The organism is Nitrospirota bacterium (genome assembly GCA_013388455.1).
Taxonomy (GTDB): Bacteria; Nitrospirota; Thermodesulfovibrionia; order Thermodesulfovibrionales; family SM23-35; genus JACAFF01.
On record JACAFF010000040.1, the window covers coordinates 86,712 to 112,125 of the forward strand.

The following is a 25,414-nucleotide window of genomic DNA, read 5'->3' on the forward strand; positions in this document are numbered from 1 at the left end:
CTAAATTTTATCAATTTTTTATATTCTATACACCATGGCACAGAGCATGACAGGTTTCGGTAGTGCTTTAAATGAAGATTTTCTGGTAGAAATTCGTTCATTAAATCACAGGTTTATTGATATATCTATAAAAATGCCCCCTTCGATGAATGAACATGAAATTATTCTCAGAAATATCATTAAAGAACGGTTTAAAAGAGGCAGATTTGATGTCTCTATAACATTCGCTAACAATAAGACTCCAGTTCTCAAAATAAACAAAGAGCTGGCAAAAGAAATCTATAATGCCTACAGAGAATTACAGAAAGAATTTTCAATAGGAGGAGAAATCGGTATAGAGATACTCACAAATTACAAAGATATAATTATGGAAGAAATACAAGAATATAAAACAGAAAATCTTTTAACAGCTTTTCAAGAAGCTCTTTCGGATATCGAAACTATGAGAAAACGTGAAGGTGATCTTCTACACGATGAAATGAAGAAAAGGGTCAAATTGTTAATGAAAATGAACGATGATGTTAAAAAAATAGCTGATACTGAAGTTGTGAAATGGAAAGATAAATTTACTGATAGATTGAAGCTTATAATTGATGAGAGAATGATTGACCATGAAAGGATCATCCAGGAAGCTGCAATAATGGCTGATAAGTTGGATATTTCAGAAGAATTAAACAGAATTGAAAATCATTTAAAGCAATTTCTTGAGGTAATGAATAATGATAACAGCATTGGGAAAAAACTCGAGTTTATTTTACAGGAAATAAGCAGAGAAGTGAATACAATAGGTTATAAATCAGGAGATTATGCCATTTCCACTCTTGTTATTGAAATGAAAGCAGAAGTTGAAAAAATCAGAGAACAAGTTCAAAATATTCAATGAGAGGTAAAAAAATATGAAAAAGGGCGATCTAAGTCCAGTACTCGTAAATATAGGTTTTGGTAATGTAGTTTCTGCCTCAAAGGTTGTAGCAATTGTTACACCAGGCTCTGCACCTATGAAAAGACTCCGTGAAGAAGCAAAAAAAAGTGGGAGATTGATCGATGCAACAGAAGGACGGCGGACTCGTTCAATAATAATTACAGATAGTAATCATGTGATATTGTCCGCTATTCAGGCAGAGACAATCACACAGAGGTTTTACGAAGGGAGAGAATCTTTTGCAGCAGAAGAAGAGTAAAGGCAGTCTCTTCATTGTCTCTGCACCCTCTGGAGCAGGCAAAACAACCCTCTGCAAAAAAATTATCTCACGACTACCTAATCTGAAATTTTCTGTTTCCTATACAACACGCCAACCGCGCCCTGGAGAAATAAATGACAAAGATTACACTTTTATTTCCAGGAAAGAATTCAGAAGTATGATTGAGAGGGATGAATTTTTAGAATGGGCTGAGGTTCATGGAGAACTTTATGGAACTTTCAAGAAAAGAATTCAAGATTCACTTTTATCAGGCAATGACGTGATTCTCGATATTGATACTCAAGGAGCTATGAAGTTAAAGAAAAAAATTAAAGAAGCTGTTTTCATCTTTATACTACCTCCTTCTCTTGATGTATTGAATGAGCGACTTGAAAAAAGGATGACTGATTCACCAAAAGCATTAAAGAAACGGCTTGAAAGAGCAATTTATGAAATAAAGACATATTCTAAATATGATTATGTTATAATTAATGATATCTTTAAAGATGCAATAAGACAGTTAGAAGCAATAATCATTGCACAAAGAGCGAAAAGTGAAATGATTAATTCTCAGTGGATAAAAGAAAATTTCTTAAATCAGGGGGCAAAATAAAATGGATATAATTTCACTTCCAATAGAATATGACAATAAAAAACTGGATGGAAGGTTTAGGATTATAGCAATAGCATCACAGAGAGCAAAGGAACTTGCTGTTGGTGCCAAACCAAGAGTCAGAACAAAAGCAAGAAAAATTACTACTATCGCACTTGAAGAAACAATTAATAATACCATTGAATTTTTAACTGGCCTCGAAGCAAAAAAGGCAAGAGAAGAGGCAAAGAAATTTGACTACAGAAAACTTCTCGAAGAAAAAAAGAAAGAGATTACGACTGAAGATCTTTCAGAATTTGAAAAAGATCTAAAGGTTTATCTCCATGAGAAGGAATCAATGGATAAAAAAGCAATTGAGGGACTCTTCGCTGAAAAACGAGAGGAAGGTGCTGAAGAATAAATCCATACTTCTTGGAGTTACCGGTGGAATTGCTGCATATAAGTCTGTTGATTTAATTAGAAGACTTAAAGAGAAAGGCGCTAATGTAACTGTCATAATGACAGAAGCCGCCAAAAAGTTTATAACTCCTTTGACTCTCGAAGTTGTTTCACAGAATAAAGTGTATTCAGAACTTTTCACAGATCCCCTTTCCCATGTTTCTCTGTCTGCCAATACAGACGTAATGGTTATTGCACCTGCAACAGCAAATATTATTGGCAAGCTTGCGAGGGGTATCGCAGACGATCTATTAAGCACATCTTTTCTTTCATTCAAGGGCAAAATAATTATCGCTCCTTCAATGAACTGGAGGATGTATGAAAATCCAGCAGTTCAGGAAAACCTGAACATTATTTTATCCCACGGCATTATACAGGTTGGACCTGAAAAAGGTGCCCTTGCTTGTGGAGAAGAAGGCATGGGTAGAATGGCTGATACTTCTGAGATTATCGAACATATTGAGGCATCACTTACAGATCAGGATCTATCAGGTAAAAAATTTCTTATTACTGCCGGTCCAACCAGAGAGTACATTGACCCTATACGGTTTATCTCAAATAGGTCTTCTGGAAAGATGGGATATGCTCTGGCAAAAGCTGCTTTACAGAGAGGTGCTAAGGTAACATTAATAAGCGGCCCTTCTTCATTACCTTATCCAAAAGGGGTTAAATTTATTAATGTTGAAACATCTGAAGAAATGCTAAAAGCTGTCAGGCTGGAGTGCAATTCATCAAGTGTATTTATTATGGCAGCAGCTGTATCTGATTTCAAACCTACGGAAACAGCAGGTGAAAAAATAGAAAAATCTCAGGCACTAACTCTGAGACTCATACAGGCACCGGATATTATTACCGAGATAGGCAAAAAAAATAAAAGGCCATTTATTATAGGTTTTGCAGCAGAAACAGGGAAAAAAATTTCAAGAGCTCGTGAAAAACTAAAGAGAAAGAATATGGATATGATTATATTTAATGATGTCACAGAGGCAGGTTCAGGGTTTGAGGTTGATACAAATAAGGTTGTAATTATTGATACAAAAAAAGAGATGGAACTACCAATCATGAGCAAAGATTCTGTTGCACATGCAATCTTAGACAGACTGATTGAATTAAGAACTTGACTTTTTTTTAAATTTCGTTGAAAATTTGGGCATAGTATGGCAATTGAAGATATTGAAAGATTAAAAGAAAAAATTGAGAAAGACCCGAATTCAAAGTTATTTGTTCCATTAGCTGAAGAATATAAGAAAGCCGGTATGCTCGAAGAAGCAATTGATGTACTTACCAAAGGTCTTGAAAGACAACCTAACTATCTGAGTGCTCGTGTTTCTCTTGGAAAGATATATATGGAAAAAGGTATGTTAAATGAATCACGAACTGAATTCGAGAAAGTTATTAATGCAATTCCTGATAATTTATATGCTCATAAGAAACTCGCTGAGATTTATACTAATCTTGGTGATAAAGACAAAGCAGAAAGAGAACTTTTCGTAGTTTTAAAACTTAATCCAACAGATGAATGGGCTTTATCATGCCTCTCTGCACTTAAAGAAAAACCTTCACCACCTCAGGAACAAAGAGGGGAAAAAGTATCGACCACCGAACAAGTGTCAGAATCTCTTGAAATAAAAGAGCCTCCAGATATCTCCTTCTCCGAAGAAGAGCTTGAATTAGGAGAATTTCGTGCCCAACCAGAGGAAATTCCTGAAAAAGAAGAACCAATAGCAGAAAGTCCTACTATTGAAAAAGAACATGATGAAGAAACTGATTTATGGGAACTTCCTGATGAAGAAATCACTGAAATAAAAGAAGAAGAGACTGAAGAAAAACCGATTGAAATACCAATTAGTGAAACACCTGAAGAGATATCAGAGGTATCAGAAGTATCAGAGTTAGAAGAGCCATCTATCGAAGTTTTTAAAGATGAAGAAAAAGAATTAGAAGTGAGTGCGGTCGAAATCGAAGATATTCCTGAAGAATCAATATCTTTAGAGGGATTATTAGAGGAATCAGAGATTATAGAAGAAACAGAAGCAAAAACATCGCCTGAGATTAGCATAAATGATGCTGATCCTTATATCCTTAAAGGGCAATATTCAGAGGCTATGAATATATACAAAAAACTCCTTTCTGATAATCCTGAAAATAGACATGTTATGCAAAGGATTGAAGAGTTGAGAACACTTTTAAAGCTGCTTGGTAAAGATAGGGAGGTTTTGATTGAGAAACTCGATGATTTTCTCGAAGGTATAAAAAAGAGACGCAATGAGTTTTTTAGAAGTTCTTAAAGAAACTGTCGACAAAGTTGACGGTGCTGTCTCAGCAATTATTATTGGAACAGATGGCATATCTGTTCAGGAATATACGAATGAAAAACTGATAGACCTTACAGACCTTAGTGCCGAGGCTTCACAGATGATAAAGGACATTCATATCGCTTCAGAAAACCTTGGCCTTGGTGAAGCGAAGGAATTTTCTATTATATCGGATAGATGCGGAATCATCTTGAGAAAGATTAATGAAAACTATTACCTCGCTCTCGTAATTAAACCTGAGGGGAATTACGGCAAAGGGAGATTCATTTTGAAGACCACTATCCCCCGGCTGGAAAGAGAATTCTAAAAAGTTTCTTCTTCATCAATAAACCCAAATAATTTATTCATTGAACATACACCCTTCTTTATTTCCACCCTTGCCAAGGGGGAACGAAGGGAGTCTGGCAATGAAGCAGAGTATGCCTTTACTCCAATACGCTTCTTAGTTTATTGGGAATATACCACGGTCAACCTTAAAAACAGATTTTAGCAACTGGAATATTTCCTTTTTATTATCAGGTCGTTTGACCATTATTCTGGCATCTTTCATTACAAAGGTAAGATAAAACCCAAAATTGACTTTCTCAATTTCCTGAAATTCTCTTTCAATCGTGCCCCTCTCATCCCGAAATACTAAGCGAATCTTACGAACATCAAAATCAAGCGTCACCTCGTTGGCAAAACGCTTTTTAAACATCAGAATCACACCATAGAACGGCAGGACAAAAACAAGCGCATTGAAGATGGCGTCCACCATTGATAACTTCGCTATAAGAACTTCGAGCAAACTGAATAACAACAGGAATGCAAATGCAATCCCGTGAAATAATTAAAGAAGATACGCTCTTCAGCCGGCATATAAAAGGTATAGGTATTTTTTGTCATAAGCTGTCAGTAAAGATGATCATCTCCAGTGTAAAGCCGTGAAGCAGTTCATTGGAGTTTTTATCAATCATATCGCAGTTTGACAAATATCGCTACTTTCACTACTTTATAATATACTATATCTCCAAATTAAATATAATTTTCCCCTTACAGTATTATATCCAGGCTACTTGTTTTCACTAAATAAATCAGAATTCCCATTGCTAATCTTTGTTTTACTTTCAGCTTGACATGGATAATCATTCATGAGTTATGATTTATTGCAGGATATGGAGCGATGAAAAAAGAAATTAAGGTATTAGTTATCCACGGCCCGAATTTAAATCTTCTCGGCAGAAGAGAAAAGAATATTTACGGTACCAAATCTCTTAAAGCTATTAACAAGGATATCGAATCACTTGCCGGTGAACTCGGTATCAATGTCAAAACAGTTCAGTTTAACAGTGAAGGAGAAATACTGAACGCCATCCAGAAAGACGATTATGATCTTTTGATAATAAACCCTGCTGCATATACCCATACCAGTTTAGCTATAAGGGATGCTATTGCAGCAGTCGAAAAACCTGCCATCGAAGTTCATATCTCAAACATTCATAAGCGCGAAGAATTCAGGAGAAAGTCTTTCATCTCAGAGGTTGCAGTCGGCCAGATAAGCGGCTTCGGCCATGAAAGCTATTTACTCGCTCTAAGAGCTGCAAAAAGCATCCTGTCTGGCAGATGAAAATCTTTTCAATCTCTTTTCTATCTTATGAGCAGGTCTATCATGAATTTCTATATAGAAAGACTGCATAATCTAAGAGAACTACTCGGGAATAAAGCTGAAGGTTTTCTTGTCACAAACATTATAAATGTCAGATATCTGACTGGATTTTCTGGCTCTTCAGGATTTGTTTTTATTACTAAGAAAGCAAACGTATTTATCACGGATTTCAGATATAAAGAGCAATCATTAAAAGAAATCGTTGGGTGGGATATCGTAATTGAAAAAGGGGACAGAATACAAACAATTCAAAGGCTTCTAAAACAGCTTAATATTAAAAATCTCGGATTTGAATCTTCAGTTACATTTGAGTTTTATAAAAATTTATTAAAAATAGGAACAATACTAAAACCACTGAAAGGACTGGTCGAAAAATTACGCACTACAAAAGATAAGAATGAAATAGCCTCTATACGTAAAGCTTTGAAACGAGCAGAAATTGCTTTTCTTGAAATCAAACCATATATAAGACAGGGGATAAAAGAAAAATCAATAGCTTTACGGCTTGAAGAAAGACTTAAAAAAATAGGCTGTAGCAGAATCCCGTTCGAGATAATTGTTGCCTCAGGCAGGAATTCATCTATGCCCCATGCGAAACCTTCTGAAAAAAAATTACAACCCGGGGATCTGGTCATAATAGACTGGGGTGGAGAGGCGGATGGTTACTTTTCTGATATAACAAGAACCTTTCTTATAAAAGGAAAGAATCTTCAAAGGAAAAAAGAGATTTATAAAATCGTGTTAGATGCAAATAAAAAAGCACTTTTTCATGTTTCACCAGACAAATATTGCTCAGAGATAGACAATAAAGCAAGAGAGGTTATTAAAAAGGCCGGCTATGGAGAATTTTTCGGACATGGAACCGGTCATGGACTTGGCCTACAAATACACGAATTACCACGTATAAGCTGGAACACTAAAGAAAAGATTAAAAAAAATATGATCTTTACCATAGAACCGGGAATCTATATCCCAGATTTTGGTGGTGTAAGGATTGAAGATATGGTATTGGTAGGTGAAAAACATTCTGTTGTTTTGACATCACTTCCAAAAAGATTGGAAATCATTTAACCCTGCATACGGAGTTTTTGCTGCACAATCTCGGTGACACTCCTGAAATCTATCTTTCCACTTCCCATTCTGGGCAGATCTTCAAGCACAATAAATTGTTTAGGAAGTGCAATATTTGGTAAATGTTCAGACATCTTTTTCAAAATCTTTTTTTCGTCTATCTTTTTGGTAACAGCAGCAACTATTCTAACACCCTTAAGTGCATCAGGAACCTCAACCACTGAACAGAAAACACCCTCAGGAAGATTTTTTTCGAGCATATCCTCCATATCCTCTACCTTAACAAGTGAAACCATCTCACCTCCAATCTTGACAAAACGCTTTAATCTGCCTGCATGCCAGAGATATCCATCTTTATCAAAAAAAACCCATATCACCTGTATCGTACCATCCATGACGAATACGCATTGAGGTTTCCTCAAAATCATTCAGATAACCTTTCATTACAAGGTCACCTTTCACCATTATACGACCGACCTCTCCTACTCTACATTCTTTACCTGTTTCGTAATTTTCAATATATACATTCACATCAGGCAATACAATTCCAACACTGCCAGGCCTATTTCTTTCCGGAGTATTTACGGATATAACAGGTGATGTCTCGGTTGTACCGTAGCCCTCATAGAGAACAATTCCATGCCTTTCGTGAAACTCTTTTCTGAGAACATCAGGACATTTATCTGCACCACTTACAATAAGACGTAAACTTTTGAAATCACCCGGTTCTGATTTTCTGAGATAACCCCAGAGAAAACTTGGAGTACCGACCATTACAGTAGGCCGTTCTTCTCTTAATATGGCACAGATCATTTTGTAGTCAAGAGGATTTGCATATGCAACGATTGTCATACCAAAATAGAGCGGTGTCCATAGGTTTACAGTCAGGCCAAATACATGGAAATATGGCAGATTAGCAAGCATAATATCACTATCATACATTTTCAGCACATTACTAAAGCTCTTTATGTTTGATGATATATTCCTGTGAGTAAGCTGAACTGCCTTTGGCTCTTTTTCGCTTCCACTTGTAAAGAGTATTACGATGTTATCATCTTCATTTCCACTATGAATCATCTTGAGTAAAATTGGAATTGGCATTTTTGATTTTATAGCAGCTTTCAGCTTTTCACTTTTAGTAACTCCTTCCATAATATCTTCAATAAATATCATCCCATCGAGCACAGGGCAGTTAATCTTTTCGAGAAGGGCTTTGGAGGTAATAATTGTCTTGAAATTACATTTCCTTTGTGCATATACAGCATTGTTTGCAGCTCCAGTAGAATAATTGATCATCACCGGCGTTTTCCCACTCATCAAAGTCCCGAGAATAGATAAGGCACAGCCGACAGAAGTAGGAATCATAATTCCCAAGAAACCCTCAGGATATTTCTTAAATTTTTCTGAAAGAATCAGAGAGGCAATTAGAGCCTTTGAATAGGTAACTCTTTTGTCAGAAGTTCTATCAATAAATGCAATTTTATTCTGATATCTCTTTGCAATCTTCACAAAGTGTTGGTGTAAAAGCATATTAACCTGAAAAATGCAATTAAAATAAATATCTTAGAACATCAGATTCAACTGGATGCTCACTATATCAACATGCGCTTCGTATGATCCTTTCAACCCTCCTCGTAACATATCTTCGTCAACAGGGTCTTTATCTATCTCAGGGTCATTCACAAACAAGTGAGCATATCCGATATCAAAACCGAACATTTTCGATAGCTTATAACCAACACCAAGTGCAGCCCATATGCGGTCACTGTCTGGAATACGCGGCGTCCTGTATTGTTTACTTTTAACAGCCGAAGTATCATATGCAGTACCTGCCCTGATTGCAAGATCCCTGATCGGCAAATATGTTACACCAACCGAATAACGGTAATTATCCTGCCAATTCTCAACTGTTACATCATTGTCTTGATAAGGATTGTCAGGATTTACAACCAGTTCATCAAAAAGGCTCCAGTTTGTCCATGTGAAATCTGCCATTATCATCCATTGGGAATTAAATTGATGGAAAGCACTTATAGAAAAACTATCAGGCAGAGTAATAGTGGCTTCTGCCTCACCATCTTTGAAAATAGGAGCTGGAGTAAGTCCTGCAGGGACATCTTTATAATCAGTATCACCACGCAAAGTGTGTTCAACCCTTGAGCGATAGGCTGCACCGAAGCGAGTCTTTTTAGATAATTCAAAGAGAAGTCCCAGATTATATGTCATCCCCCAACTATCACCTTCAAGGCTTACAAATCCATCTGATGACTGAGGAGTAAGTCCAAGTGCTCTTGCAGGAATACCAAGTGGCACGAAAGCACCAATCGCATCAAGAGTCCCGAAATCAATGGCCTTAGAAAGCCTGGCTTTTAAATATTGAGCACTGAAACCAGCTCCAACACTCAATTGATCAGTTATCTTATAAGCAATTGATGGATTCATATTAACCGTTATTACCTTTGATTCGAGTGCGTGATAGCGTCCTACCCACCCCTCATCATAGTTTGTAGAAAGCCCAAAAGGAGAATTGATACCAATTCCCATGGAAAGTCGTTCACTGAATTTCTTGCTGTAATAAAGATTGGGAAGCATTACAGTAACACCACCATTGCCACCATCGTCACCAACAAGAGGAGCTCCTGTTATATGAGTTGACCCTTCATTATGAAATTTTGCAGTTGGACTAATTATATGGATACCTAAAATCATCTCCTGGCCGTCAAGTCGGGTTAAACCTGCAGGGTTATAAAAAATCGTTGTTGCATCTTCTGCAGCCGCAGCACCTCCTGCATAGGCATTACCAAGTCCGCTCACACTCTGTTCAACAAGAGCAAACCCTGCACCCAGTGCAGTACTGGATGAGATAAAGATAATAATTCCAATCAGAAATAGAAGATTTCTCGAATGAATATAAAATTGTTTTTTCTTCATTAACCCCTCCCTTTTTTAATAATTTTAAATGGGTAACAATACATATCTTAAGAATCAATGTCAAGAAAAAAATACTACATAAGATGGAAAAAATTTCAGAAAATGCTAAAATATTACACTTTATAAATGGAATAAACGGAGGTTATTATTTTGATATCTACAAGTGACTTTAAGAGGGGAATAAAAGTTGAATATAAAGGCGATCCCTATGAAATAATTGACTTTCAACATGTAAAAATGGGTAGAGGTGGTGCTATAGTCAGGACAAAATTAAGGAATCTAAAGACAGGCGCGGTTCTTGAAGAGACTTTCCGTTCAGGTGAGAAAATGGAGAAACCAGGGCTTGAGGAAAAATCTATGCAATATTTATACTCTCAGGATAACATATACTATTTCATGGATTCGGAGACTTTTGAACAGATTCCCTTGATGGAAGAACAATTAGGCGATGCAAAAAAATTTCTCAAAGAGAATATGGAAGTTAAAATCCTATACCATAAAAATACGCCAATAAGTGTCGAGATACCAACTTTTGTTGAGCTCATCGTTAAAAAAACAGACCCAGCTGGCTTTAAAGGAGATACCACTTCAGGAGGAGGAAAACCTGCAATGCTCGAGACAGGGACGATTGTAAAAGTCCCTTTTCATATAAATGAGGGCGATACAATAAAAATTGATACAAGGACATCAGAGTACATAGAAAGGGTTAAATAATGGAACTTGAGGAACTAAAAGATTTACTCGAATTACTCAAGGAAACAGATATTACAGAACTTCAGATTGAAAAAAATGGCACAAAGATAAAAATCAAAAGGGAAAAAATATTATCTTCTATAGAGATACCTCTTCATAAACCTACGGGACCAGTAACACAGGAAAAAGTCATTGAAGAGAAAGAAGATGAAACACAAAGGCTTGTAACCGTTACTTCTCCAATAGTCGGAACATTTTACAGATCTCCTTCACCTGAAGCAGATCCTTTTGTTGAAGTAGGAACCAGAGTCAATAAAGGCCAGGTGCTATGCATAATTGAAGCGATGAAACTCATGAATGAAATTGAGAGTGATGTTGACGGAATCATTGTTAAGATACTCGTTGAAAATGGACAACCTGTTGAATATGGTGAACCATTATTCCTTATAGAGCCGGTTTAATCGATAATAAAAGGAGATTCAATACTTCTTCCTTTTTTCCAAAAGGAGGTGGGGAGATTAATAAAAAAATGAAGGTGGTATTCAATTGAAACTCTTTAAAAAAATTCTCATTGCAAATCGTGGTGAGATTGCTATAAGAATTATCCGAGCATGCAAGGAACTCGGTATAAAAACAGTTGCTATATACTCTGAAATAGATAGAGAGTCTCTCCATGTTAGACTTGCTGATGAATCTGTTTGTATCGGTCCTGCCAATGCAAGTCAGAGTTATCTAAATATTCCTGCTATACTGAGTGCTGCTGAAATTACTGATGCTGACGCAATCCATCCAGGATATGGTTTTCTTTCTGAAAACTACCATTTTGCAGAAGCATGTATAACATCAGGTATAACTTTCATAGGGCCAACGCCTGAGAATATAAGGCTTGGAGGGGATAAAGCTAAGGCCAGACAGACAATGAAAAGAAAAGGAGTTCCTGTTGTTTCAGGCAGCGACGGACCAGTAATCAATGAAGAAATAGCTATAAAAGTAGCAAAAAAAATAGGATTTCCGATAGTGCTGAAGGCATCTGCTGGTGGCGGCGGACATGGCATGAAGATCGTAAAAGAAGAAAAGGATCTCGAGCAGTTATTTTATATGGCACAGAGAGAGGCTTTAACAGCATTTGGCAATAGTGAGATTTATATAGAAGAATTCATTCCAGAAATGAGACACATTGAAGTACAGATCATGACAGATAATAAAGGTAATACTATACATCTTAATGAAAGAGACTGTTCAATACAGAGAAGACATCAGAAACTTATCGAGGAATCCCCTTCTCCAATTTCAACTACTGAAAAATTTAAAAAAAGAATTGGTGAATTGGGCGTTAAAGCAGCAAGGGCTATTAAATACAGGAATGTTGGCACAGTAGAATTTATTGTTGACCAGAAAGGTAACATTTACTTCATAGAGATTAACACACGTATTCAGGTAGAACACCCTGTTACAGAGGAAGTCACTGGTATCGATATAATAAAAGAACAGATAAAGCTTGCAGCTGGATTACCGCTTGAATTCAAGCAAAGCCAGATAAGACAGTTTGGGCATGCTATCGAGTGCAGAATAAATGCGGAAGACCCTGAACGGTTTATCCCATCTCCTGGCAAGATAACATTTCTTGCAATACCAAGCGGTCCCGGTATTAGAGTCGACACAGCTATTTATACAGGTTATGTGGTGCCCGCACATTATGACTCATTAATTGCTAAATTAATTGCTCATGGGAAGGATCGTTCAGAAGCAATAGCTAAAATGAAACGGGCACTTGATGAATTCATCATAGAAGGCGTTAAAACAACCATACCGTTTCATAAAAAGGTTCTGGAGAATCCTGATTTCCTCAGTGGAAATTATAATACAAACTTTTTAGAAAAAATAAATCACAACAGCCAAGTGAACAAATAGTATGTTTTTAGATGGTCTGTGTTTTATCACTAATCGTAAAAATAATAATCTAACATGTGAAGAAATGGTAAAGCGTGCACTTAATGCCGGAGTAAGATGGATACAATACAGAGAAAAAGAAAAAACAAGACGTGAGATTTATAACATATCAGTCAGACTAAGAAAGATTACACAGGCCTTTAATGCTGTATTTATCGTTAATGATCATACTGATATAGCATATGCTGTTAATGCAGACGGAGTACATCTGGGGCAGGAGGACCTTCCTCTTATAGAAGCACGCAAAATCATTGGCGATAAAAAGATAATCGGTATATCTACTCATACTTTTAAAGAAGCATTAGATGCTGAGAATGGAGGGGCTGATTATATAGGATTCGGTCCTATTTTTCACACAACAACAAAAGAAGCTGGCATTCCGAAAGGCACCGAAATTCTTCAAGAACTAAAAAGCAAGATAAAGATACCAGTAGTTGCAATCGGAGGGATAACCCTTGAAAACATCCAATCAGTAATTAAAACAGGTGTTGATGCAGTTGCTGTTTCATCCGCAATTATAAGCGGTGATATTGAAAATAATGTAAAAGCTTTTTATGAATATATTACTGCCAATTGACGGGAGTGATTACTCCAAAAGAGCATTAAAGTTCGCTGGTTTTTTCGTAGCATCATTGGGAAAAACTATCGAAAGAATTGGCCTTTTGAGAGTTGTTACAGGACGTTACATGAAAAGTCATATCCCATTTTTTGACTTTCGTTCTGAAATATTGAAACAATCTGACTCCTTCAAAAAATTTAAACAGAGGCATATCGACTTAAACATAAAACCCTCACTGGATGAAGGTGAAAAAATACTTAAAGAGGCTGGTATCTCAATCCAGGTTGAAAAATTTATTTCTGAAGGAGAACCATCAAACGAAATTATTCGTTTAGCAGAGGAAAAAGATTTTTCAATAATTATTATGGCCAGAAGGGGTATTTCGGAGCTTACAGGAATTATACTGGGAAGCGTTACCAATAAGGTTATACATCATGCGTCAAAACAAACTGTTTATATAGTTGGCCAAAAAATTCCACATGAGATAACTTGCCCTGTAAGGAAAATTCTTATTCCAGTTGATGGTTCACCTTATTCGATAAAAGGAGTTGAACACGGGGCATTTCTTGCTAAATCATTAAGCAAATTTATCGAAAATATTACTCTTCTGAGGGTTATCAATCTTGCTTTTTATGAAACAAAACTATTGGAAGGAGTCGATTTAGAAGAAGAGGCAAAAAAAATACTTGATGAAGCTAAGCAGATATTGCTCAAAAATGATATCCATGAAGGAATTATTACTATAAAAATACGAGTAGGAAATCCTGCTGACGAGATTTTGAAGGAAGCTGATGAACACAACCATGATACCATTCTTTTAGGTCGCAAAGGACGTACTGCCTTCAAAGACTTTATTCTCGGAGGGGTTAGTTCAACTGTAATGCAGCGATGTATTCATCAGACAGTCGTTATTATAAGCAGCACATAGGAAGGATATAACAAGAACTAAATGAAAAATATATCGCCTCGTGACCAGTGGAAAACAAAGATAGGTCTTGTCCTCGCTATGGCAGGAAATGCTATAGGGTTAGGAAATTTTCTGCGTTTTCCTGGAAAGGCAGCTGCAAATGGCGGTGGCGCATTCATGATACCATATTTTATTGCCTTAATTATTATGGCTATTCCTATTATGTGGCTTGAATGGGCGCAAGGTCGTTTTGGAGGTATGAGAGGGCATGGGACAACTCCTGGGATGTTCCATGTTATTTGGAAAAACCCAATAGCAAAATATCTCGGAGTACTTGGTATATTTATCCCAACAATTATTGTAATTTACTATACTTATATTGGCAGCTGGACACTGGGCTTCGGGATTTACATTCTTTTAAATGAATTCCCTAAGGTAGACCAGTCTGTTCTGAATAATGGATTGAGCACCCCACAGATTGCAGAAACAATTCTTAGACCTTTTGATGAGTTCAGAATTTCATACACTGGAAAACCCTGTGGAGAATTTTTGCAAGTGCAATTTTTCACTTACTTTATATTTATTGCTGTTTTATTACTCAGCCTCTGGATTCTTGTCAGAGGTGTATCAAAAGGCATAGAGATATTAGCAAAAGTTGCTATGCCCATGCTATTTTTAATAGCAATAGTTCTTGTCATACGTGTTTTTACTCTCGGACACCCTGTGTCAGGAGAATTTGGACCAATGGATGGATTTTCTTTTCTGTGGGAACCGAAATGGTTTATCGAAAGAGATGGCAGACAAATATTCGTCTTGTTAGATCCTTACATTTGGTTAGAGGCTGCTGGACAGGTCTTTTTTACACTGAGTTTAGGGTTCGGGGCAATTCAATGTTATGCATCATATATAAGCAAGAATGATGATGTAGTCTTAACAGGCTTAGCTACCACATCAGCTAATGAATTTGCAGAAGTAATCCTTGGTGGTTCTCTCACTATTCCTGCTGCTGCTGCCTTTTTTGGCGTTAGCTCAGCACAGATAATTGCCTCCCAAGGTTCTTTCTATCTCGGCTTTACATCTATGCCTGCTATTTTTAGTTTTTTACCAGTAGGGAATGTCTTAGGCTCTTTATGGTTTATCCTTTTATTTTTAGCTGCATTAACATCAGTAGTTGCAATGGCACAACCAATGATGGCTTTTCTTGAAGACGAGATAAAACTAACACGTCGTCAAGCAGCTATACTTTTAGGTCTATTCTGGTTTTTAAGCAGTCATATCCCGATATTTCTCCGGGGAGGATGGCAGGTGATGGATTTCTGGGCTGGAACTTTCGGCCCTCCTCTTCTGGCGTTTGTTGAGGTCATCCTGATGATGTGGCTTTTCGGCGCAGATAAAACATGGAAAGAAATACATCGGGGAGCAGTTATGAAAGTTCCACGTTTTTTTTATTATACTGCAAAATATATCACGCCGGTCTTTTTAGGAATTATTTTTTCAACATGGATTTATCAGAATATTGCGTCTCCTTTCTTTAAAGGAAATACCTCACAAATAGCTCTTGAGGGAGTTGAAATGGGATGGGCAGTATGGGTTACCCGTCTTTTTTTGATTACAATCTTTATCGGATTGTGTTTTATTATCTTCCTTGTGTGGAGAAAAAGGGAGATTTTAGAATGACCTGGCAGGGATGGATTTTTATATGTCTTGCATGGGGTTCTGTGAGCATTATTTTTTTCTATTCGTTCTATCGCATATTATTCAATGACAGGAATCAACATGAAAGAAAAAAGAGTGTCAGGGGAAAAGAGAGCATTGACAAATAAAAGTTGAATGAAGTTTTAGAATTATGGACATTCTAAAAATTATTAAAGAAAGAAGAAGCATACGGGATTTTCATAAAAAGCAAATACCTGAAGAGTTGATTCAAAAGCTCATAGACGCATTGATATGGGCACCAAGCGCAGGCAATCTTCAGGCAAGAAGATTTTATTTTGTAAAAAATGAGAATATTAAAAAAAAGATAGCTGTAGCTGCTCTGAACCAGAACTTCATCGCTGAAGCACCTCTTGTTGTCATTGGATGCACAGACAGCCGTATATCTTTTCGTTATGGTGAACGTGGAATTTATTTATATTCAATTCAGGATGTCGCATGTAGTATTATGAATATGATGCTCACAGCTCATGCAAATGGACTCGGCTCTACATGGGTTGGCGCATTCCGTGAAGAAGAGGTAAGCAAGATTCTGAAGATGCCCAATTACTTGAGGCCTGTTGCTATTGTGCCTGTCGGGTTTCCTTCAAAGATTCCATCTCCTCCTCCGAGAGTCTCAAAACACGAAGCAGTGGAGGTAATAGAATGAAAATAGCTGTTAATACAGGCGGTGGTGATGCTCCTGGATTAAATGCAGTTATAAGAGGAATAGTTCTAACTGCACATAAAAAAGGATGGGAAGTCTATGGTATAAAATATGGGTATCAGGGGCTTATAGATACCAAACAGATTATCCGTCTCACACCAGAGTCTGTTTGGGATATTACAAACATAGGAGGCACGATTCTTGGAACAGCAAGTAAAGGTGACCCTTTCCACTATCCTGTCAAAACATCTGAAGGTAACTTAGTTGAAACTGACATTTCCGATACCATCTTAACAAATTTCAAAGCGCTCGGTTTTGATGCACTCATTGCGATTGGTGGAGATGGAAGTCTTCGCATTGCAAGCAGATTTCTACAAAAAGGCATGCCCATAATTGGTGTACCTAAAACTATTGATAATGACATCAGTTCTACAGATGTTACATTCGGTTTCGATACGGCTGTTAACACTGCCACCGAAGCTATTGATAAACTCCATACAACAGCAAAATCACATGATAGAGTAATGGTAGTAGAAGTAATGGGAAGATTTGTCGGGTGGATTGCACTTCATTCGGGAATAGCAGGTTCAGCAGATGTGATTTTAATTCCTGAAATTCCTTTTGACATAGAAAAAGTCTGCAATAAAATTAGACAGCTTGCTTTGATTGGTCAGGATTATGCAATTGTAGTAGTTGCTGAAGGAGCAAAGCCTGTTGGTGGAGAAATAACTATTGTTGAAGGAGTCCAACCTGGTGAAGCTTTAAGACTTGGTGGCATTGGTAAAAGGGTATCAGAAGAAATAAAGAAAAAAACTGGAAAAGAAACAAGAGATATAGTTCTGGGTCATTTACAGAGAGGTGGTGCTCCTACAACTTTCGACAGACTTCTTTCCTTGAGACTCGGGGCAGCAGCTGTCAGACTTGCAGAAGCTGGCAAATTTGGGAATATGGTTGCACTTCAATCGACTAAAATTATAGATGTACCCATTGAAGAGGCAATTGGAAAGATGAAGTCTGTGCCTCTAAATTCTGATGTCATGCAGACAGCACGTTCTTTAGGAATAAGCTTCGGTGACTAACTGGAACCTCATAATGTAATTGGTATTTTATCCTGACAAATCTTGAGACAATGCTAAATGTATAGAGCGTATAAAATTGTCTATCAAAAAAGGATTAAATAATCCTTCATCTTTTGTTTTCATGACTACAAGCGCTTCCTTTATGTCTAAAGCTTTCCGATAGGACGTTTTTACAGTTAAATTATCAAAAGAATCTGAAATCGCTATCATCTGACTGCAAATATGTTGTTTTATATTACTTGCTTTCAGTTTTGGGTATCCTCGCCCGTCATATCTGAGATGGTGCTCAAATGCAACTATAGGAGCAAGATGCGTAAGACCGTCTATCTTTGCAAGATATTGAGCTCCATAAACTGGATGGAGTTTCATTACATCGTTTTCTTTTACCTCAAAAAAAGACTCTTTTTCAATAATCTCTCTGGGAATAAATAATTTTCCAACATCATGAAGAAGTGCAGCAAGTCCTATATCTTGATGAAGTTCTTCTTTAATCCCAAGTGTCTGAGCTTGAAACAGAGTAAGTATTGCAACATTTGTTGCATGGATATAATCTGAAGTGCTATGCGATTTTATAGGACTCAGTAGTTTCAGTATATTAATCTCTTTCTTCAACTTTATAATAAATTGAACTACTATTTCTTCAAATCCCACAACATGAAGCTTTTTAAAGGGTGAAATTCTTGAAAATTCATTCTTAATTTTCATAAGTTGTTCTGAGGTAAAAGAGGATGAGCTTTGCTCGGATAATAAATCTCTATCAAGTGAAACCCCACCAATATGAACGTCAACAACACCTACCTTTATATGTGGAGAGGATTGAGCTTCTTTCCCTGCAACTGAAATATCAACAATAAATCTTTTCAACTCCTGAAATGTAATCCCTCTAAAGAATTCAATATGTGTAATCCCTTTTCTTTTAAGTCTTTTTAGCAGGTTTTTCCCATGAATTCCTGTTTCTCTGGCAGGACTATTATTGATGATAAGATCGTTTTCAATTATCATTATTTCAAAATGATCCGAACCTTTAAGAAATTCATTTAGTATAGAAAAGGCTTTCTCGGTTAATTCAATTATAAAGTCATGATCTTTTGAGTAAAGGGCACAGTTTGATATAGCAGACATAAAAACTGATATGAATTCTTTCAAACGCTTCACTTATCCTTCCTTTTCTTTAAATAACCTTGAGGACTCTTCTCTTATTAAATCGTTTTTAGATTTTAAGCCGGCTTCAACTAAATCTTTTACTAAATGATAAGGATAATTTTTAAGTGTCTTATATATCTCTTCTTTCAGATGTTCCATCATTTTCCCAAATAAGATACTTTTGCCTGAAAGCAAGTCCCGTAAAGTATTCAGTGCCTGGATATCACCTATATCCCCAAGAGCTTTGACAATCAATTTTTTTCGAAGAATATCTTCTCCGATCATATCTTTCTTTTTGAGCAATTGAATTAAATCGCTAACAACTTCCTTTATTCTAAAAGCGCCCGATAGAGCAACAGCCTGTTCAAAGAGGTCATTTGATTTTGTGTATAATAATTTTTTTATTAATTCTTTGGCATAGGTATCTCCTGCATTCAATAAATATTTAATGGCTGGAATGCTTACCTTAAGATTATCGTGAAGGCTGAGCGGTCTTATTGAATCAATTGCTTCTTTGCAATCAATCTCATTGAGAATATAAATCATGTTTCTTTTTACAAACCACCTGTCATCTTCAAGTCGGCGTATTGCTTCAGGAATCACTTTATTGCCGAATTGCTTAATCAGCTCCATCAAAAAACGTCTGATAATAAGTGATTCTTCCTCAGCAAGTGCATCCATCAAATAAGGTATAATTTTTTTATCGTAATAATCGCATATCATCGATACTTCTTTTCTCTGTTGTCTTCCTAAAATCCTGAAAGAATCAATCAATATTTTAATAAATTCAGGAGAATGGTAATACTGAATAACCTCTGAATTTATTGAAACAAATCTGTATAAAGCTTTATTCAATTCTATTGCTTTGAGTATTTCGAAAAACTGACCAAACTGGCCAATCCACAATAATTGTTCAGTCTGTTCTTTAAGGATATTCATGAATGACTGATATTCTTGTTCTGAAACTGTTTCTGAATACATCATCTCAAGAATAAGCTGGATAAATCTCTTCTCTATAAGGTCTTCATTAAATTCATTTCCGAATTCAATTAGATGTAGCGACTTTAATACAGAGGCATCGTATTTTAAAAGTGACTGGATCTCTTGAAGATCATTCATGCTAAGAGATATTCCTGTCTCTTTATCGTGTGTCTCATCGCTAAAAAACTCTTCATAATTTGAGAGTAAAAATTCATCATCTCTCAACTCGTCTTCATCGATATATATCGTATCAGATTTATTCTCAACGCTGGTTGACAATGATAATTTTTTGATAAGTTCCATAAGAGGTTCTGGCACCGTGACCCGCTGTTCATTAACAACATTAAGAAAATCCTCAATTTCTTCAATCGATATATTCTTCATTGTTTGATAAGTTGACTCAGTATCTTTCGAAAAGGTTTTCACTGCAGATGAGAGAAACTGCTTTTTAAGATCAGGCCTTAGATTATTTACTAATTCTAATAATCTCTTCAGATTATTACTTGAAAAAATATGTTCAGGGGAACTTCTTATGTAAGTTGCTATTACCTTATCATATGCTTCTTCTTTCAGATTTCGAACTGCAGTTTTGTTTAATATCTTTGCAAGTAATTCGGGGGGTATTTCTCTTAATTCATCAGATACTTTTTCATTCTGTAGCTTACCTTCGAGCAAGCCATATATGTAACGTTCCCATAGAGATACATTATTAGATTGTTGAACTATTTTTTGATCAGTTTTCAAAAATTTACTATAATCTGTAACACCAATTTCGATATGATTAAGTTTATATTTTTGATAAACTCCCTCTAAATTATTAACATTCAGGTTGTCTGTCTTTTCTGTGAGAAAACTATGAAAGTTGTAAAGTTCATCTTTTGTGATACCATTTTTAAATGTTATATATGCGATATTCATTTTGCTGAGTGAAAGAGCAAATTCTCTATAAACAGGATTTTTTCTGTCGAGATGATATTCATCTAAAATAATTGTATCTTTTGCAATGGCAAATGTAATCCTTGGTCTAATTTCAAAAAGCTGATTAAGGAATTTGAATGCACGATTTATTGCTCTTTCTACTGATGGGTGACCTTTTGGATAGATTCCCACGCTTCGTCGTGAAATATTAAGCTCAATTATGGCATAACTCAGAAGCTTTGCATCAAGTGGTATCTTATCAAAATCTTTAGTCATAATCTTTAATTTTTTAGTAAAAGAATATCTTAATCATTCAATTTTATTATCTTTTTACGGAGCTTTATATACCATAACACGGTTTTTGCCTTTAGATTTTGCCTCATAAAGCGCCAAATCGGCACAATTGATAACTTTATTGATTGTGTCTCCATCTTCCGGAAATGTTGCTACTCCTCCACTGATTGATACAAAACCGAGAGGTTGTTTTTCAAAGTAATTAAAAGTATAATGAGATATTTGTTCTCTAAGTCGGTCTGCATATATGTAGGCATCTTCTTTTGCTATGCCGGGCAGCATGACTATAAATTCTTCTCCTCCATATCGAGCTACAATTGAATTTTTTCTACTCGAACTGCGTATAAGTTTACTAATTTCTATAAGAAGTTTGTCGCCTGCATCATGACCATTTGTGTCATTATAATGCTTAAAATTATCTATATCTAATAAAAATAATGATATTACAGTCCCATCATGACTTGATTTTTCTACATAATGCTGTGCCATCTGGAAAAAATAATTACGGTTATTCAACCCTGTTAATGGGTCTGTATTTGCCTTATGTTGTGCGTCATTGAGAAGTATTTGGTTAAATAGTGCCACCCCTGATATATCTGCAATCATCTTCAACAGTTCACTTTCATTTCCAATCGGGTTCTCTATTTCTCCAATACCGATAACACCAAGGAGTCTGTCTTTAAAGATAATCGGGACTGCCATCCAGAACTGTGTTTTTGCATTTCTATCACTCTGTTTTTGAGGATACATCCTGCTGAAATCCTCTCTCATCATTATAAACCGGTGTTTTGCAACAGCACCTATGAGATCTTCCCCCAGCGCATACGAATCTATTTCCTGTTGCGGCATACCATTCATATAAACTCTGTTAAGCTTATTACTCAATGCATCAAATAGATACACTCCAATTTTATCAGTAAGAACAATATTTTTTACCATTTCGATAATAGATACAATTATCTCCTGTAATATCAACGTTGTATTTAGACGCTGAATAATATACGGTATCTTAAACATGAAAGACAGATAACGGCTATTAAGTTCGACTAATTTATTTATTTTTAAATTAAGATTTATAATTTGACGATCTCGATCAATGATTTCCCTCATATATGAATTATCCTGATTTTTCATATTCTTTTCCTGTTTACCGTTCACATGCAAAGATCTTCTCAAAAAATATATAGAAATACTTATTATAACGATTATTAATCCTATTATCAGATAACTTATAGGCACCCTGAACCCCTCAACTCTTTTTTATATATCTTAATTTTAGTATTGAAGCATATAATTAAAAAATCAATCCTACTTTCGTAGGGTTTAAGAATAGAAAACTAAGAATTTCCAAATTAAAAAATTACCTTTCTTCTTCAGTGAGTTCCCTCAATTCTAAAATCTTTTCCTTCATATCCTCAGGCATTGGGCTTGTATATTCAATATAGAGGCCATTTATTGGATGAGTAAAACCAAGTGTTTCTGCATGCAGCATCTGTCTCGGGAATTTAATTTTTACAACCCTTTTCCCATTAACCTTTGCCTCAACCTCGATCTTTTTACCGTAAATCCTATCTCCAAGCACAGGATGTCCAATAGAAGCAAAATGTACTCGAATTTGATGTGTGCGACCTGTGCCAAGTCTTGCTTCAAGTAGTGTTGCGATATTAAACCTTCTAATAACCTTCCAGCGTGTGACAGCTTCCTTGCCTATCTTCACACGGGTTGACATTTTTTTTCTGTCATATTTAGACCGTCCTATAATGGATGTAATTTCACCATGATCTTTTTCAAGGTTTCCATGCACAAGTACGATATACCTTCTATTAATTGTCCTGTGTCTAAATTGTTCAACGAGTTTGTAATAGGCTTCGTCACTCAACGCAACGACCATGATTCCGGAAGTGTCTTTATCAAGCCTATGCACAACCCCTGGCCTTAAAGGGCTACCGACAGTTGCAAGTTTCCTTCTATGGTATGCAAGAGCATTCATAAGCGTTCCATGGCTATGTCCAGCACCAGGATACACAATCATCCCGGCAGCTTTATTAATCACAATTAAATGATCATCTTCATACAGGATATCAAGTGTTTTTGGCTCAGGGACAAGTCCTTCGGGTTCTTCATGAGGCATAGTGATTGCAATCTCATCTCCCACCCTGACTTTGAGGTTCTGACTTGCAGAGCGCTCATTAACAAGGATATTCCCGATCTTTATAAGCTTCTGTATTTGAGAGCGGGTAATCCCTGTCTTTTTTGCGAGGAAGGTATCAATCCGCTCACCACTCTCTGACAATTTCACAATGATATTATTAAATGACATAAATAATATGCCTCTCATTCAGCCGAATAAAATAATTTATTACTTCATCTCGCAGGTTGATAATGTTCATTTAAAAGGATTTTTTATTACAACTCCCTGGATTGTCTGACCATCGGCAAGATCTTCCGAAAAAATAGCTTTTGCCCCACTTCCTATTGCAGAAGCGATGATTAGAGAGTCCCAGAATGAGTATTTGTATCTCTCCTGTATTTCTGTCGCCCTTATCATTATGTCCACATCGATCAAGACTACATCCCATCTGGAAAGTCTTTTGATTGTTTCCCGTACAACCGCCACTTTCAAAGGCCTTGGTATTTTCTTTGTCAGTGTAATGAAAAACTCCTGTAAAACCTGAGTGCTTATAATCCCAAGCCCCGAGTGCCACAGGTCTTTCATAAGACTCACAGCAATCTTATGCTTTTTATCTGCATCTTTGTCATATGCATACACAATTACATTTGTGTCTACAAACACTTTATCGTCATTCATGCAATTCCTCTCGCGAGCAGGGCATATGGCCACCTGTACCCAGATTAAAGCCTTTTTCCATAAGTCTTATTTCCTGTTCCATAGCTTCCTTATACCCTGTATCCTTTTTGATCTTTTCCTCAAGGGATTCCCTTATCAGGGCACTTAACGATTTATCTTTCTTCATAGCCAGCATCTTAGCCTTTTTCAGCATCGCTTTGGGAAGTGACAATGTTACATTCTGACGTTCCATACAAACCTCCTCTTATTTATCACATAATTATGTGTATCACATATTAATGTGATATGTCAAATGCACCATGGACATGTCAAAATAATTATTTAACTTATTTGCTCCAAGATGCAGAAAAAACTCCAAGAAAACCATTACTGCATTAACCATTTATAACTTAATGTCCGAACGTTTAATTAAGCCAGAATGAATATATTGATTGATGATGAAAAATTTTATATACTGTGCAAACAGCATTATGGTTTGTTCGTAATCTTTACAAAAGGAGCATTTATGGAAAAATTTTTTCTTGATAAAACCAATACCGCATTAGTCATTATTGATATTCAGGAAAGACTGGCTTCTGTTATGAAAGTAAAAGAAACAGTTATACAAAACTGTCTTCATCTTATTGAACTTTCAAAGACATATGGTATCCCAATTATCCTCACAGAACAGTATCCAAAGGGACTCGGTCAGACTGTTGAAGAAATACGGAAAGCATTACCAGAATATAGACCTTTAGAAAAAATGACCTTCACCTGTTGCGAAGAACAGTCATTTTTGGATGAAATTGAGAAACTCAATAAAAGAACAATAATAATTGCAGGGATGGAAGCCCACGTCTGTGTCCTCCAGACATGCATATCACTACTAAAGAACGGATATAACGTTCATGTTGTAAAAGATGCAGTCAGTTCAAGGACTAAAGAAAACTGGAAAGCAGGCATTGAATTTATGCGGGATGCCGGTGCTGTTATAACATGCACTGAAATTGTTCTGTTTCAGATATTGAAAATAGCAGGCACAGAAGAGTTCAAAGCAATATCAAGACGGATTAAGTAGCCTATCTTATAAATTTTTTCTTTGATAATAATTTTATCACCTTTTCAGCTGGCAAAGGCTTAGATATGATATTCCCCTGAACTTCATCGCACTCAAGAGATCGAATAATTTTAAATTGTTCCTTTTTATCGATGCCTTCTGCTGTTACCCTCATGTTCAAAGTATGTGCCATAGCTACAATTGTTCTGGCAATAACCTCTTCGGCATTATTAAAGGAAACTGAAGAAATAAATGGCTCTATAATCTTCAATTTGTTCATTTGTTAATTCAATCTCAAGCAGCTTCGGATCAAGTTTTATATCTTCAAGAACTCTACTCACTGTATGAACAATATCCTGTTCATGAATCTGAATACTCAAATAAAAGCTTCTTTTCATAACTTCTTCATATTACCTTCAATATTTCTTCATATTTTTTCATTAGAGTATAAAAAAGAAATTATTCATAAATCTTACATATCAGAAAGGAAAA

The 25,414-nt window shown here is 36.1% G+C and carries 28 protein-coding genes and 1 pseudogene; 18 read left to right on the forward strand and 11 right to left on the reverse strand.

Annotation, left to right across the window (positions count from 1 at the left end; translation table 11 throughout):
• Window positions 1–34 precede the first annotated feature (34 nt).
• Genes HXY53_09455 through HXY53_09485 form a run of 7 tightly spaced genes read left to right on the forward strand, consistent with a single transcriptional unit; the run spans window position 35 to window position 4,854 of the window.
• Window positions 35–883 carry a YicC family protein gene (locus tag HXY53_09455; protein NWF76772.1) on the forward strand — a complete coding sequence of 283 codons (849 nt, stop codon included), beginning with the start codon at window positions 35–37 and terminating at the stop codon, window positions 881–883.
• Between the two features lie 13 nt (window positions 884–896).
• Window positions 897–1,181, forward strand: a complete 285-nt coding sequence (locus tag HXY53_09460) for a DUF370 domain-containing protein (protein NWF76773.1) — start codon at window positions 897–899, stop codon at window positions 1,179–1,181.
• On the forward strand, window positions 1,162–1,794 hold the full coding sequence (gene gmk / locus HXY53_09465) for a guanylate kinase (GenBank protein NWF76774.1): 633 nt from the start codon (window positions 1,162–1,164) through the stop codon (window positions 1,792–1,794). Before HXY53_09460 ends, gmk begins: the two co-directional genes overlap by 20 nt.
• A 1-nt stretch (window position 1,795) precedes the next feature.
• On the forward strand, window positions 1,796–2,194 hold the full coding sequence (gene rpoZ / locus HXY53_09470) for a DNA-directed RNA polymerase subunit omega (GenBank protein NWF76775.1): 399 nt from the start codon (window positions 1,796–1,798) through the stop codon (window positions 2,192–2,194).
• Window positions 2,118–3,353, forward strand: a complete 1,236-nt coding sequence (gene coaBC, locus HXY53_09475) for a bifunctional phosphopantothenoylcysteine decarboxylase/phosphopantothenate--cysteine ligase CoaBC (protein ID NWF76776.1) — start codon at window positions 2,118–2,120, stop codon at window positions 3,351–3,353. Before rpoZ ends, coaBC begins: the two co-directional genes overlap by 77 nt.
• A 36-nt stretch (window positions 3,354–3,389) precedes the next feature.
• Window positions 3,390–4,520: a hypothetical protein gene (locus tag HXY53_09480; GenBank protein NWF76777.1), complete on the forward strand. Its 1,131-nt coding sequence runs from the start codon at window positions 3,390–3,392 to the stop codon at window positions 4,518–4,520.
• Entirely contained in the window at window positions 4,498–4,854 is a 357-nt protein-coding gene (locus HXY53_09485) for a roadblock/LC7 domain-containing protein (protein NWF76778.1), read from the forward strand. Before HXY53_09480 ends, HXY53_09485 begins: the two co-directional genes overlap by 23 nt.
• 135 nt (window positions 4,855–4,989) lie before the next feature.
• On the opposite strand, the gene HXY53_09490 is transcribed toward HXY53_09485, so the two are convergent.
• Window positions 4,990–5,304 (reverse strand): hypothetical protein, encoded by a 315-nt coding sequence (locus tag HXY53_09490; protein ID NWF76779.1) that lies wholly within the window; start codon window positions 5,302–5,304, stop codon window positions 4,990–4,992.
• A gap of 417 nt (window positions 5,305–5,721) precedes the next feature.
• Between HXY53_09490 and aroQ the strand changes: the two genes are divergently transcribed.
• Together aroQ and HXY53_09500 are read left to right on the forward strand one after the other, a co-directional pair.
• Complete coding sequence (gene aroQ / locus HXY53_09495) at window positions 5,722–6,153, forward strand: type II 3-dehydroquinate dehydratase (protein NWF76780.1); 432 nt, start codon at window positions 5,722–5,724, stop codon at window positions 6,151–6,153.
• Between the two features lie 42 nt (window positions 6,154–6,195).
• Window positions 6,196–7,263: an aminopeptidase P family protein gene (locus tag HXY53_09500; protein ID NWF76781.1), complete on the forward strand. Its 1,068-nt coding sequence runs from the start codon at window positions 6,196–6,198 to the stop codon at window positions 7,261–7,263.
• Here HXY53_09500 and HXY53_09505 read toward each other — a convergent pair.
• Together HXY53_09505 and HXY53_09510 are read right to left on the reverse strand one after the other, a co-directional pair.
• Window positions 7,260–8,793: pseudogene (locus HXY53_09505) on the reverse strand (AMP-binding protein). The gene HXY53_09500 and the pseudogene HXY53_09505 sit on opposite strands and share 4 nt — an antisense overlap.
• 33 nt (window positions 8,794–8,826) lie before the next feature.
• Window positions 8,827–10,194 carry an outer membrane protein transport protein gene (locus HXY53_09510; protein NWF76782.1) on the reverse strand — a complete coding sequence of 456 codons (1,368 nt, stop codon included), beginning with the start codon at window positions 10,192–10,194 and terminating at the stop codon, window positions 8,827–8,829.
• Between the two features lie 150 nt (window positions 10,195–10,344).
• Between HXY53_09510 and efp the strand changes: the two genes are divergently transcribed.
• The 8 genes from efp to HXY53_09550 all read left to right on the forward strand — a co-directional run bounded on the left by efp (window position 10,345) and on the right by HXY53_09550 (window position 17,741).
• Window positions 10,345–10,908: an elongation factor P gene (efp, locus tag HXY53_09515; GenBank protein NWF76783.1), complete on the forward strand. Its 564-nt coding sequence runs from the start codon at window positions 10,345–10,347 to the stop codon at window positions 10,906–10,908.
• A complete protein-coding gene (gene accB / locus HXY53_09520) occupies window positions 10,908–11,348 on the forward strand; it encodes an acetyl-CoA carboxylase biotin carboxyl carrier protein (protein ID NWF76784.1) in 441 nt (146 codons plus the stop codon). The genes efp and accB overlap by 1 nt, the downstream gene beginning before the upstream one ends.
• 85 nt (window positions 11,349–11,433) lie before the next feature.
• Window positions 11,434–12,798 (forward strand): acetyl-CoA carboxylase biotin carboxylase subunit, encoded by a 1,365-nt coding sequence (accC, locus tag HXY53_09525; protein NWF76785.1) that lies wholly within the window; start codon window positions 11,434–11,436, stop codon window positions 12,796–12,798.
• A gap of 1 nt (window position 12,799) precedes the next feature.
• The gene (gene thiE / locus HXY53_09530) at window positions 12,800–13,414 is read left to right on the forward strand and encodes a thiamine phosphate synthase (protein ID NWF76786.1); all 615 of its coding nucleotides are present in this window, start codon (window positions 12,800–12,802) and stop codon (window positions 13,412–13,414) included.
• Window positions 13,392–14,324: a universal stress protein gene (locus tag HXY53_09535; GenBank protein NWF76787.1), complete on the forward strand. Its 933-nt coding sequence runs from the start codon at window positions 13,392–13,394 to the stop codon at window positions 14,322–14,324. Before thiE ends, HXY53_09535 begins: the two co-directional genes overlap by 23 nt.
• A 21-nt stretch (window positions 14,325–14,345) precedes the next feature.
• Window positions 14,346–15,980 carry a sodium-dependent transporter gene (locus tag HXY53_09540; protein NWF76788.1) on the forward strand — a complete coding sequence of 545 codons (1,635 nt, stop codon included), beginning with the start codon at window positions 14,346–14,348 and terminating at the stop codon, window positions 15,978–15,980.
• A gap of 169 nt (window positions 15,981–16,149) precedes the next feature.
• Entirely contained in the window at window positions 16,150–16,665 is a 516-nt protein-coding gene (locus HXY53_09545) for a nitroreductase family protein (protein ID NWF76789.1), read from the forward strand.
• The gene (locus tag HXY53_09550; GenBank protein NWF76790.1) at window positions 16,662–17,741 is read left to right on the forward strand and encodes a 6-phosphofructokinase; all 1,080 of its coding nucleotides are present in this window, start codon (window positions 16,662–16,664) and stop codon (window positions 17,739–17,741) included. Before HXY53_09545 ends, HXY53_09550 begins: the two co-directional genes overlap by 4 nt.
• A gap of 27 nt (window positions 17,742–17,768) precedes the next feature.
• On the opposite strand, the gene HXY53_09555 is transcribed toward HXY53_09550, so the two are convergent.
• From HXY53_09555 to HXY53_09580, 6 genes are all read right to left on the reverse strand, one after another.
• Window positions 17,769–18,896 (reverse strand): HD domain-containing protein, encoded by a 1,128-nt coding sequence (locus HXY53_09555; GenBank protein ID NWF76791.1) that lies wholly within the window; start codon window positions 18,894–18,896, stop codon window positions 17,769–17,771.
• Window positions 18,897–21,059: a HEAT repeat domain-containing protein gene (locus HXY53_09560; GenBank protein NWF76792.1), complete on the reverse strand. Its 2,163-nt coding sequence runs from the start codon at window positions 21,057–21,059 to the stop codon at window positions 18,897–18,899.
• Window positions 21,060–21,113: 54 nt separating this feature from the next.
• Entirely contained in the window at window positions 21,114–22,235 is a 1,122-nt protein-coding gene (locus HXY53_09565; GenBank protein ID NWF76793.1) for a sensor domain-containing diguanylate cyclase, read from the reverse strand.
• 202 nt (window positions 22,236–22,437) lie between these two features.
• The gene (locus HXY53_09570; GenBank protein NWF76794.1) at window positions 22,438–23,397 is read right to left on the reverse strand and encodes an RluA family pseudouridine synthase; all 960 of its coding nucleotides are present in this window, start codon (window positions 23,395–23,397) and stop codon (window positions 22,438–22,440) included.
• A gap of 66 nt (window positions 23,398–23,463) precedes the next feature.
• Window positions 23,464–23,886 (reverse strand): PIN domain-containing protein, encoded by a 423-nt coding sequence (locus HXY53_09575; GenBank protein NWF76795.1) that lies wholly within the window; start codon window positions 23,884–23,886, stop codon window positions 23,464–23,466.
• A complete protein-coding gene (locus HXY53_09580) occupies window positions 23,879–24,118 on the reverse strand; it encodes a CopG family transcriptional regulator (protein ID NWF76796.1) in 240 nt (79 codons plus the stop codon). The genes HXY53_09575 and HXY53_09580 overlap by 8 nt, the downstream gene beginning before the upstream one ends.
• A gap of 273 nt (window positions 24,119–24,391) precedes the next feature.
• Between HXY53_09580 and HXY53_09585 the strand changes: the two genes are divergently transcribed.
• Window positions 24,392–24,943, forward strand: a complete 552-nt coding sequence (locus HXY53_09585) for a hydrolase (GenBank protein NWF76797.1) — start codon at window positions 24,392–24,394, stop codon at window positions 24,941–24,943.
• A 1-nt stretch (window position 24,944) separates the two neighbouring features.
• Here the strand turns inward: HXY53_09585 and HXY53_09590 are convergent, their stop codons facing one another.
• Together HXY53_09590 and HXY53_09595 are read right to left on the reverse strand one after the other, a co-directional pair.
• Entirely contained in the window at window positions 24,945–25,202 is a 258-nt protein-coding gene (locus HXY53_09590) for an EAL domain-containing protein (GenBank protein NWF76798.1), read from the reverse strand.
• Entirely contained in the window at window positions 25,153–25,320 is a 168-nt protein-coding gene (locus HXY53_09595; GenBank protein ID NWF76799.1) for a hypothetical protein, read from the reverse strand. The genes HXY53_09590 and HXY53_09595 overlap by 50 nt, the downstream gene beginning before the upstream one ends.
• Between the last annotated feature and the right edge of the window lie 94 nt (window positions 25,321–25,414).